This is a genomic window from Enterococcus hirae ATCC 9790, assembly GCF_000271405.2.
In the GTDB taxonomy this organism is placed as follows: Bacteria; Bacillota; Bacilli; order Lactobacillales; family Enterococcaceae; genus Enterococcus_B; species Enterococcus_B hirae.
Genome location: NC_018081.1, coordinates 326,829 through 339,192, shown reverse-complemented (window position 1 = coordinate 339,192; position 12,364 = coordinate 326,829). Strand labels below are relative to the sequence as shown.

General features: G+C 30.6%; 9 protein-coding genes and 1 pseudogene. 9 read left to right on the top strand and 1 reads right to left on the bottom strand.

Annotated features, from left to right (window positions below):
* Positions 1-40 precede the first annotated feature (40 nt).
* Entirely contained in the window at positions 41-376 is a 336-nt protein-coding gene (locus EHR_RS01665; protein ID WP_002301912.1) for a helix-turn-helix domain-containing protein, read from the bottom strand.
* A gap of 126 nt (positions 377-502) precedes the next feature.
* On the opposite strand from EHR_RS01665, the gene EHR_RS01660 reads away from it, so the two are divergent.
* The 9 genes and pseudogenes from EHR_RS01660 to EHR_RS01620 all read left to right on the top strand — a co-directional run bounded on the left by EHR_RS01660 (position 503) and on the right by EHR_RS01620 (position 12,226).
* Positions 503-718 (top strand): helix-turn-helix transcriptional regulator, encoded by a 216-nt coding sequence (locus tag EHR_RS01660; RefSeq protein ID WP_002298398.1) that lies wholly within the window; start codon positions 503-505, stop codon positions 716-718.
* A gap of 36 nt (positions 719-754) precedes the next feature.
* Entirely contained in the window at positions 755-1,117 is a 363-nt protein-coding gene (locus EHR_RS01655) for a zinc ribbon domain-containing protein (protein WP_002328541.1), read from the top strand.
* A 45-nt stretch (positions 1,118-1,162) separates the two neighbouring features.
* Complete coding sequence (locus EHR_RS01650; RefSeq protein ID WP_002287730.1) at positions 1,163-1,489, top strand: hypothetical protein; 327 nt, start codon at positions 1,163-1,165, stop codon at positions 1,487-1,489.
* 153 nt (positions 1,490-1,642) lie between these two features.
* Positions 1,643-2,367: pseudogene (locus EHR_RS01645) on the top strand (hypothetical protein).
* 420 nt (positions 2,368-2,787) lie between these two features.
* Positions 2,788-3,591 carry an abortive infection family protein gene (locus EHR_RS01640; protein ID WP_010738378.1) on the top strand — a complete coding sequence of 268 codons (804 nt, stop codon included), beginning with the start codon at positions 2,788-2,790 and terminating at the stop codon, positions 3,589-3,591.
* A gap of 256 nt (positions 3,592-3,847) precedes the next feature.
* A complete protein-coding gene (locus tag EHR_RS01635) occupies positions 3,848-6,316 on the top strand; it encodes a DEAD/DEAH box helicase (RefSeq protein WP_042969819.1) in 2,469 nt (822 codons plus the stop codon).
* An 848-nt stretch (positions 6,317-7,164) separates the two neighbouring features.
* A complete protein-coding gene (locus tag EHR_RS01630; protein WP_010738376.1) occupies positions 7,165-7,404 on the top strand; it encodes a hypothetical protein in 240 nt (79 codons plus the stop codon).
* 100 nt (positions 7,405-7,504) lie between these two features.
* Positions 7,505-10,150, top strand: a complete 2,646-nt coding sequence (locus EHR_RS01625) for an AAA domain-containing protein (RefSeq protein ID WP_014834254.1) — start codon at positions 7,505-7,507, stop codon at positions 10,148-10,150.
* Between the two features lie 471 nt (positions 10,151-10,621).
* The gene (locus EHR_RS01620; RefSeq protein WP_338009841.1) at positions 10,622-12,226 is read left to right on the top strand and encodes a DUF6119 family protein; all 1,605 of its coding nucleotides are present in this window, start codon (positions 10,622-10,624) and stop codon (positions 12,224-12,226) included.
* Positions 12,227-12,364: the final 138 nt, after the last annotated feature.

The window sequence follows — 12,364 nt, the reverse complement described above, 5'->3', positions numbered from 1 at the left end:
CAATACACCCACCGTTAAAGTTCGGTGGGTTATTTATTTTTCAATCTTTCAATAGCTGATTGCGTTCATTTTCTTGCCTTTTTAATAGCTTCATATAGTCAATTGTTCGAACTGCATCTTCAGTGCTAAGAGAACGATAGAGAGCCAAAAACTCTTCCTCATAATCTACGACAACATTGTCTAGAAAATGGCTTACAGGGGTTCCTAGGGCTCTAGAAAGAGCTGTTAAGCTATCGAGGTTAGGCTCTGTTACAGAATTTTCCCATCTTGCTACTGCCTGTTGTGTAGAGAAGATTTTTTCAGCTAATTCTTTTTGTGTCCACCCGAGAGCTTTTCGCTTTTCTCTAATGACCTTTGCATATTGTTTCTGTTTCATTAATACACCCCCATCTCAGTATAGTACAACAAGTTGTTGTATTTGTAATGGTATTTGAAGTTTTTTATATTTTATGAGTTGAAATACATCATATTGTTGTATATAATAAAACAGGAGGGGAGAATCATGAAAAAAGTAAGTAATCTCAGCCGATACAGAAAAGAAAAAGGACTTTCTCAAACGGAGTTAGCAAAAAAAATGAATGTTACACAGCAATGTGTAAGTTCGTGGCAAACAGGGAGAACGATTCCTAAACCCTATCAAATGAAGATGCTTTCTGAGATATTAAGTGTACCAATGAATGAGCTGTTTTCTGATGTATTTAATAAAGTAAACAGTTAACTAATAAACAATTGAATGTTTTTAGGAGGAGAAGACATGTATTGTAGAAAATGTGGCAAAGAAATAACAGATGAAAGTAAGTATTGCCAGTTTTGCGGAGCACTACAAGAAACAGATGAGACAACTGGAGCAGACGCAGTAAAGAAAAGTACTGAGCAGACAATTAATGAAATGAAGGAACAAATCGTACATGGACAAGAGACAGGGAAGCTGTATTTGATTATTGGTTGGATTTCTATGGTAGTATCGTTAGCATTTATTCCTGTTGTATTTGGTGCTGTTGCTGTTATTATGGGCTACTTATATCGAGATAAAGATGAACAAATGGGTACGATTTTGATGATAGCAGGGGTAGCTGGAGCCATCTTTGGTGTACTTTTAGGGATGTCAATGTACTGATAAGAGGGATAAAAGCAAATTATTTTGGAGATAGGAGATAAAAAGTTGAATAAAGTAAATATGAACAAGAAGTTTGTCATTATAGGTATCGTCGTATTGGCTATTATAGGTATAATTTTTTCAAGAATGACGGGTTCATCTGGACTAGAGAAGTCATCTGTACCATTGGTAACTCAGATTTTACAAGAACAGTATAACTTAAATCGGACATGTGATGATGTGACGATCACTCATGATAATGGTGATAACACGTACCGGGCTAAAGCTACGTTAGACAATGGAAGTGCTATCAATATAAATGTCGAGTACTATCCAAAAAAAGACCGTGTATATGTAGAGATACCATATACTGAGGTGTTAATGTTAAATTGATTTAAATGTATTATGCATACCGTCCAAACAGGAACTCCTAAAGGTGTAAGCTTACTAAGGAGTTTTTTTGATTCCCTGTAAATAATAGTCTAATGATTACTGGGAAAATCTTTACATTAGTCACTGTTATAACAGCAGTAGATAGGAGGAAAAATGAAAAAGAAAAAATTATTATGGATTTGTTTGGCAATTTTATTGATGATTGGAGGGATTGAGATATCTACCACATATAGATTAAAAACGAATCAGCCTAAACAATATGTATCAGACATGTTAAATATTATTGAAGAAATAGACTCACAAATGAAAGCTTTCTCAAAAACTTCTATGGGGTTGGGAGAAAGATATGATTTTAAGGGTTTTATGGAAGATAAAATGGATGAGGTATCAAGTAGGGAAATTCCAGAAGGCACACCTAAAGCTATTAGGGACACTAAAGATACTCTTTGCGAAGCAATAGACAAAGTGAATACAGCTTTACTAACTAACAATGTAAAATTATTGGAACAAGGTCAGCTTTGTTTTAGTATGGCTCAAGCCATATATACAGAGTTTTTAGATGGAAATATAAAAGAGAAGCCACTTAATGAAAAACTTAATTCATTTGTAGAAACCTACACAGCTATACCACCTACTTGGAAACTTGTAAATGAAGATAAAGGAATCACGATAAATACTGATACAGAGATTTCTACAGATGCTCAATCTTTATCAGATTTATTAGCTAATCTAACAGGTATCAGTAATGCAGTGACAGAGCAAGTTGGTAAAGACATTCCACTTAGGTTACTTGAAAATGGAAAAAAGATTATTCTGTGGTATTTAAGAACGGACAGATAACTGATTACAACGAAGTATTTAAGAAAGCTATTGAATAATGATTCTTCCATCTTTTTCATTCATTTACCCCACCCCGTTGTTATATGACCGTGTCTTAAGAGGAACCATCAGAAAGCATAAGCTAACTAGGGGTTCCTTTTTCTTTTGTTTTTTGGAATCCGCTTAAGTGAAATGTATCTGAAATGAAACAGAATATACCTACGTAAACGTTGATATAATAGTATTATTGCCGTTTCAGATAGTAGGAGAGAATAATACTTTTTTGTATATTAACCAAGTATTATCCTACTATTTAGTGTGTTTTTGGATAAAAAATAATTAATGGAAATGTTTCATATACATATGAAATAACGATTTTTTTGAAATATAATATAAAATTTAGTATGAGCATGATAAACTTTATTATGTATAGAATAATGACTTTTAATAACAGAACTATTATCTCGGAGGACAAACATTTGAAGGTTACGTGGATAGATAAAAAGTTAATGAAAGAATGCTTTAATAATAATGGATATGTATTGGACTTTAATAATCAGTCGTTTAGTGATTTTACTATTAACTCTATCGGATATGATATTCAAGGAATATACAATTGCTCTAAAGGACGTTCCCTATGTAATTTTATAGATGAATACGATGACTATTTAATTGTTAGGCTATGCCTTGATTTGATTGATTACTATAAAAATATTTTAAATGATTCTACATGTAAGACTAAAGAGCGTGAACAACAAATAGAGCAATTATATATTAGATTCAAGGAGTACGAAGCCCAATTAGATCAATCTAATATAGTGTTATCAGAATATGTATTAAATAAATTTGATAGTGAATACATTGAAAGGCAAATCAAAATACTCATACAATCCATTGACAGCTCTCCCGCTGATGCTATAGGAAAATCCAAAGAGCTACTTGAATCTTGTTTTAAATTTATACTAGATGAACAAGGTATAACATACTCAAACAATGCAACCATTCAAGAATTAAGAAAAGCTGTATTTATAGAATTAAATATTGAAGCTAAGGAGAATGTTTATGCCCAATCAAATAAAGAAATAAAAAAAATATTAAGTAGTCTTACTCAAATAGTTGATGGAATCAACCACCTTCGTAATGAAAAAGGTGTCGGGCACGGAAAAGGTAAAAATTTCGAAGAATTACCTTCAAGATATGCATCACTAGTGGTAAATGCCACAATGACAATTGTTAAATTTATATGGGAAACATATGACTATAGGAATAAGTTGGGAGTATAATAATAATATAAATATATTTTATTGGATATAGATTTTAGTGCTATCAATTAGCTAAATTACTCTTTAAAATGGGATTTATAATTTAAGGGGTATTCAATTGAATTAGGAGGAATTACATGTCTAGATTTGTTTTCGATGAAAGTGATGATTTAACATTTAATAGTCCACAAGAAATGTATGAAGATTATAAAAAAAGAAAATAAAAGGGGTATTAGATTATCAGGCAGAGATCCTAACAAACTATGTAGAAACTTGTTTGCCATGTAAAGATGTTGCTCTAGAGTTACCAACAGGTAGTGGTAAAACTTTAGTTGGTCTACTTATTGCTGAATTTAGAAGAAGAAAATATAATGAGAAGATTGTATATGTTTGTCCTAATAATCAATTGGTAAATCAAGTTGTAACACAGGCTACTGATCAGTATGATATTCCCACGATTGGCTTTACAGGTAGCCGAGCAGATTATAGTCAAGAACAAATGAGCTCTTATACTGACTGTAGTAAGATTGCAGTTACCAATTACAGTTCGATTTTTAATACTAATAGCTTTTTTAACAATGCAGATGTTGTTATTTTTGATGATGCTCACAGTGCCGAAGGTTATATAGCAAAAAACTGGACTGTAACTATAAATAGGATCAATGATTCAGAATTGTTCAATTGTATTGTAGAAAGACTTAAAGAGGTTATTTCTAATAGTTCATATTTAAGATTAACTGAAGATCTAGAGACTCATTCGGAAGAGAACTGGTGTGATATGATCCCCAGAATAAAACTTTTCGATTTACAAAAGGATTTAATAGACATTATAGATCCGAGAGTATTAGCAGACACTTCAAAAAAATATTCATGGGGGAATATAAAATATAATCTAGAAGCTTGTAATGTTTATTTAAGTAAACATAATATTATGATTAGACCTTTAATTCCTCCCACAAATGAATTGAGTGCATTTAGTAATCCAAAACAAAGGATATACATGTCGGCAACGCTAGGGACAAGTGGTGAATTAGAGAGAACGGTAGGGGTAGGTAAAATAAAAAGATTGACTCTAGCTGAAAATAGAGTACCTAGTATAGGTCGCCGTTTTTTTATTTTTCCAAATGTTAAATTTGAACAAGAACATAATTTTGAGATATTCTCCAAAATCAAAGAGCAAACCCCTAGAGCATTGATCTTAACTGAAAGCGGAAGAGATATGCAGAGATTAAAAGACGTTCTAATAAAAAACTCTCATAGTAGAGTATACGGGATATCAGACTTAGACAGATCATTAGATGATTTTAGTGTAGACAGTGATGCAGTTGCAGTTCTTGCGAACAGGTATGATGGTTTAAACATGCAAGATGATTTATGTCATTTTTTAATCATACATGGATTGCCTAGTACTATAGGTTTACAAGAAAAGTTCTTTACAACTAAATTGTCTACGGCTGTTTTATTTGATGAAAGAATGAAGACAAGAATAACACAAGCTGTGGGTAGATGTACACGAACCACTACTGATTATGCAGTGGTTATGATTATTGGGAGAGAGTTACAAAATATTATGTCTCCAAATGGAAAAGCTAATCTTTTTTCACCAGAATTGAGAGCTGAAATAGAGACAGGGTATTCCGTAAGTAATCAAATGGGCTCAGTAGAGGATATGATTGAAACTGCTCAACTAGGTTTTACTAGAGACGGTGATTGGAACGAAATAGATGCCCAAATAATAAAAAAACGAAATCAATACAGAAAAGAAGATAGCATTAGTAGTTGTAATGAAGAACTTCTAAATTCTGCCAAACTAGAAGTAGATTTTCAATATTCATTGTGGAAACAAGATTATGAGGAAGCTATAAATATAGCTATTGATATACTTCAAACACTGAAAGCAAGGGAACTTGGAGGGTATAGACAATATTGGAATTATGAGATTGGCTCTATTTATAACCGACTATATTTAGAGGGAAATGGTGAATTAAATAGGTACAAAGCAAATGAGTACTATACTCAGGCTGCAAAATATTCAGGTACTATAACGTGGTTCAGGAATTTAAAAATTGAAAATACTAATGAAAAAAATGATATTTATAACGATCAGCTTTCTGAAATGATAGACAGGATAGAACAAGAAATAGAATCTATTCAGGAATCAAAAAGAATTAGAGAATTTGAAAAAGAAGCAACTGAAACAGTTAATTTATTGAAGGATGAAGGTGTTAAATTTGAACGAGGAATGAAAAAGCTTGGCAAATTGTTAGGATTTAAAACGGGAAATTCTATGGGAGATGCTGATCCAGATACTTGGTGGATTTTAAATGATGAATACTGTATGGTTACTGAAAGTAAAATTTATGGTAACGTTGAGAAAGAGATATCTATCAAACATGCAAGGCAATCAAGTACTCACACAAATTGGATAAAAGCCCATGAAAAAGATCTGATGTTATCTCCAAACGCAGAAATTATTAACGTGTTTGTCTCAAATTCAAGTACCATTTCAGGATCAATAAAGAATCTAATTTCAGATGTTTATTATGTGGATAGACAAAAAATAATAGAATTTGCTGAAAAGAAACTGCCAGTAATATCTGAAATTAGAAGAAAATATTCGTCTGAGGGAGATCTTCTTTGGAGACTTGATGCTGCAAAAACTTTACATGAAAATCATTTAACTCCTAAAGAAATACATGAATTTTTTACATCTTCTAAACTTAAGGATTTACCTATTGGGAAATAGAATCAGATTATAAAATATTTGCATTATAATAACTATCTGCGGGCTTGTTTTGGCTCCATAGTATTGATTTTAAATGATATTCGATGCCCATTTAACAGGTCAATTTTGAAATTTTTGTCTCTGTACGACTTAGTTTGAGACTTATTGAGAGGTCAATTCGGGTCTATGTCGAACAGGGAATAAGTCCAAAAAAATGATTTAGAATATCAATATAACAAAAAAGAGGACTACCTGTATTAGTCCTCTTTTTTGACCAGATTTTGACCAGTCTATTTTACATTCTAATATATTCATATGAGCTAATTTTATGTTTAAATGGTAAGCTTTTCCTTGTTTGTTTTAGTTTAAACTAGTGTGTAATTCAAAAATCTATATGGAAGGTTCCGTGGGTTAAATGAATACCATAAGCTAGAAATACCTTTTTAGGGTGTTTCTAGCTTTTTTGTTTGTTCAGTCATCTTTGCAAAGAAGATAGATTTAAAAGGTAAATGCTATAGAAAAAATGAAATATTTTATCAATTATTTGCAAGATAAAATAGAAAATTGAATGAAATAAGATGAAAAAAGAGGAAAATAATTGAGGGGAATATGCTAACATGAACGAAAAGTATCCATATAACTTAATATTTCTGAATTCTACGAGAAAGTCACTTAATACGAACTAGTATCAACTTACGTTAATCATTTATATAAACGTAAGTTGATAGCTTATACAGTTATTTAATAGTAAAGATTTAATTCAATAGCTTTAATACCGAATTAGTTAATTAAGATAAGCAACAGCTCTAATATAAATTTATAATGATGTTTCGTTCCTTAACTAGATAAAAGAATGGAGAGTATTTCTCATGGAAAAAAATGTAGATCTCGATAAATTAGTAGCTGATTCATATAGTTTAAGTAGCTGTCTTTCAGCGTTAAGCCAGATGTCCTATGAACGATTGATAGTAAATTCAATCAGTTTAGAAGATATTAATGAAATAAATGCAATTATTATTAGTATAAAATGTCTAGCAGAACAACATGCACAAGAGATGGAAGCATTTGAACTTGAAAAAATGAAATATAGTTCAAGTTCCATAGAATAGGTTATCAGAAAAGTTGAGTGGCTCTGAATTCCAGTTAAATCTTTTATTTCCAATAATCTAGAATAAGCATATAGTCTGAAATTGAGGTGGTATGATCTAAATGTTTTCCATATCTATGAATGGACAAGACAAAACGAATCAAATAATTGATTGGAAGCTCTGGGAAAAAGACAATAAACTAATGGTAACTGTTTATTTCCCGTCAGGTAAATCGTTTTGGAAGCCATTAGATTTATGTAAAATTACACCACAAAAAGAGATACATGCAGGTCTTTTATCTAAAGAAGAAAATGTTTATCAACAAATAGATAAAGCCACTGAATACGGGAATAAGTATATTGTTGTAAACTATCCAAATGACCAAAAAAAGTATGTCATGAAGTCAGAAAAAGTAAGTATTATTTCGAGTTCTGATTTGAAAAATGAGGATATATTTTCTTATTTTACTGAAATTGTAAAAGAGCGTGTTCGTAATGCTAGTCCAGAAAATAAAACTATGACCAAAAATATAGAAAGGCAATTGGAAAAAATCACTCCTTACAAAGGAACAGCGTTGCATTCGTATTGCTATGGTAAAAATGAGGCTAGAAATTCTTTGAAACATTTGATTTTTCCCTTTGGATTGAATGAGAGTCAATTAAAAGCTGTTGAAAATGCTTTTTCCTCTCAAATTAGTATTATTGAAGGTCCTCCTGGTACAGGGAAGACACAAACTATTTTAAATATCATTGCAAATATTTTAATAAATAAAAAATCTGTTGCAATTGTTTCAAATAACAATCCAGCAGTTGAAAATGTGTATGAGAAGATGGCTAAAAAAGAACTAGACTACCTTATTGCGAAATTAGGGTGTTCAACTAATAGGACAGAATTCTTTGCAGGGGTAAAAGAAGTTCCTCGTTATAATTCAAATTCTGCAGCTACTCCTATAAAGGAAATTGATGATATTTTAGCGAAGGTGAAAGCAAGTCTGGCTACACAAAATAAAGTAGCGCAATTGACCGCAGAAATCAGCGAGCTGCTTGTTGAGAAAAAGTACTTAGAAGAATGGCATGAAGAAAATACACTTGTAGAGTTAATGGATGTCGAAAGATACAAATTAAGTCCAGAGAAAACTTCTGATTTACTTGCATATATGAATTATCTTTCTCAAATAAAATTTTCTTTTAAAGAGAGATTCCGCTTATTGCTAGGGTTTAGAATATTTAGAACTAAGTTTTTAAATACTTATACTGAACGAATAAATTTTATTTATTCTCTACAATTTCATTATTATGAAAAAACGTTACAACAAAAAGAGCAGCAATTACAAAAATATAAGAACGATTTGAATAGGGATAATTTCGAAAAATTATTAGAAGAGTTAACGAATAAATCAATGCAATTTCTCAAGCAACAATTATCAAAATCAATTCCATCTAATTCAAATTTTACCGCAGATAGCTATAAAAAGGAGTTCAGTAATTTTATTAAACGTTTTCCAGTGATTGGCAGTAGTGCACATTCGATTATTAATTCTATAGCAGAGGGAGCGATATTAGACTATATCATTATCGACGAAGCATCACAGCAAGATATCGTTCCGGGGATTTTGAGTCTGGGCTGTGCAAAGAATATTATTGTGGTGGGTGATCGCAAACAACTTCCTCACATACCTGAAAAGACAGAAATCAAGGCGCCTTCTAATGATTACGAATGTACAAAATATAGTTTACTGGATTCTTTTATCAATGTATTTAAAGAGAAAGTGCCGATTACTTTGCTGAAAGAGCACTATAGATGCCATCCTAAAATTATCCAATTTTGCAATCAGCAATTTTACAATAATCAATTAATCCCTATGACTATCGATGAAGGAGAAGCATCCATTGAACTAATTATCACATCTAAAGGAAACCATACAAGAAAACGAGCTAATTTGCGGGAAATTGAGTCTTTAGTGGAAGTTGGCTGGTCAGATGAGAAAGACATCGGATTTATTGCTCCTTATAACAATCAAGTGAATTTAGCTGGGAAGTATCTACCAGAAGAGTTTGCTAGAGCAACTATTCATAAATTTCAAGGAAGAGAATGTAAAGAAATTATTTTTTCAACAGTTTTGGATAAGAAAAAAAGCAGTCAAGCATCGATTGATTTTGTTGATAATCCGCATTTGGTGAATGTAGCTGTTTCTAGAGCCATCAATAAATTCACTTTAGTAACTGGTAATCAAGTGTTTACAAAGAATAATAAAAGTTTGGCAGCTTTAGTTAGATATATTAAGTACTATGCCTCTGATCAATACATCTATGATAGTCCAGTAATTTCTGCATTCGATTTATTATATAAGGAATATGATCGTTCTCTGGAAAAATTAAATACTCAATTAAATTTAAAGGACTCATATTTCAAATCTGAGCGGATTATGGCTGCCTTGTTGAGGGATATTTTAAGGACAGATGAATTTGCTTCTTTGACGTTTCATATGCAGATCAATTTAATCCAACTTGTCTCCATTAAAAATAATTCATTTACTGATAGAGAGATAGAATTCATGAAGCAAAAATCGAGCTGTGATTTTGTCATTTATTATAAGATCGGCAAGATTCCGATTGGAGTGATTGAAGTGGATGGAAGTAGTCATGATGATAAGGTGCAGCAAGAACGTGACAGGCTTAAAAATATTATTTTAGAAAAAGCTGAAATTCCTTTGCTTAGGTTGAAGACAACTGAAGGAAACATTGAGAGAAAAACAAAAAGTTTTTAAACGAGTGTATGAATAAGAGTGGTGCCTAATTTGAAATGAGTAGTTGCTCAGTTTATGGGAAAATTATTTATAAAGAAAATGTAATCGTTAGCAATATAAGACGAATCCGATTAGAGAAAGAAATTGGTCAATTCGAGGTTTTACGGTGTATCAAATAAAGAAGACTTGTCAGCATTACTGCAGTTGGAATTAAAAATCTTAAAAAATATAGAAAAGGAAAGAAATATGGAATATTACAAGAATACATTGGGTTATATAAGAAAGAAATTTGATGTTCCTCGGGGAAGGAAATATTTGTATTAAAAAATAGGAATTAATATTTACAAATAAAGTGATGTAAGGAAATGAAAAAATGAAGCTTATACTATCTAAATGTAGAACAAATAATTTTTCTGAGGTTTCTAGGATACTTAATGAAAATGGTTATATACAAATAGGAGAAAGTAGAACTGAGCCAAAAAATAATTTAGAATTGTTTTTTTCTTTGAGAGTCATGAAAAGAAACAGATAGAATGGCTTTCTGAATTATTACGTTTCTTTAATGTTGGTAAAGCAGACTATAAAGAGCATAATATTATAGATGATACTTTATATCAATATAATGCAGTTATTATACTAAAAACTCCGAATAACTTATATGCACATTCGTTAAGTCAAGGATTTAGAGTTCTTGAAAAGTTTATTGACGAAGAATTTGGCTTGAAGTTTGCTGAAAAGACCATCAAAAATGAGCATATTACTTTAAAAAATGTGAGTTATATTCAAAAAAATAAAATGAAAGGTATCACTAATTATAAGAAAGATCAAGGAGAATTTCCTAAAGCAAGTGAAAGCTATGCTTATATAAGTGGAAAACCAGATTTTAGTTTTTATGGAAATTCTATTGACTGTGGAACTGGTGTATCTTTTCCGAAAAATTTTGATATAAATAGTAAAGAAGGATTTGATCAATTATCTGAATTATTAAAAAATGTAGATAAAGCTTTAACTTTAAAAGAAAATAAATCGATTTTACCTAGAAAGAAAAGGATTGCGAAAAGTTCTCAATTATCAGGATCATTGGATGAAGAAGTTATAGAAAGAATAGTAAATGATGTCAATGAAATTGGTATAGCTTTGGACGTGAGTAAAATACACTTAGTAAATAATTCGATTAATATATATTCGGAGAATAACCATTTAGAGATATATGTTAGTAAGCATTTGAAAGAAACGAAAGAAGAGATAGAACCTTACGACAGTTCTATACTGGAATACATTCGTAAATACAATGAAAAAATAACTTCTTTAACAGATCTGAAAATTAGAGTGACTAATCATGAACATCATGTAATTGAAAATCGTCTATTAAAAGAATGGATTTATTGTGAATTAGAATATAATAATATGTTATATACTTTGGATTCAGGATTTTGGGGATACTTTAACGATAAATTTTCAGAGTTATTAAAAAAACAATTAGAAGAGATAAATAGAGTTATTGAGTATAATGAAGAGTTTAATATATACTATTCTTCTGGTGAAGGAAGGCTAAAAGGAGAAGGTGGGTATATTGAAAAACTAAGTGAGAATAAAAATTATATAAAGTTACATCAAAGAAACATTAATTACAACGGAGTTCCAATAGAAATAGCAGATGTATACAAAAAGGATACCAAGGAGTTAATAGCAATCAAAAGAGGAATGGATACATCAAATAGTATGTATAGCTTTGAGCAATCTATATTATCACTTCAATTATTAAGAAATATTACTGAGTTTAATGTAGAAGAAGAGTTATTAAAATATAATGATAGAAAAGCATCTACAGATGAAGATAAAGGTAAATTTCCTCATATTCAGAAAAAAAATATTGAGAAAATTTTAAATTCTAGGATTTCCTCAGTGTTGTGGTTACAAAGTACAAAAAAATATGTAAAGATGACAGAAGAAAAGAAATTTGACTTCAATCAAATAGGTTCAATTCTATTAAAATTAAAGATTGTTGATTGGTATAGTTCAATATTAGAAAATAATTTCACACCAAAAATTTATATGGGGAAAGACCTTCAAGTTAATAAAAAAGATCAATTTTAGTAGACTTTTACATTAAGTATTGTTCCTAATAACATATTAAAATGACCAGATTTTGATCATTTTAATTTGATAACCATTAACTCGTTAAACTACTATATGGACTCTTAATTACTTGATTTGATGGTTAATGAGACTGAT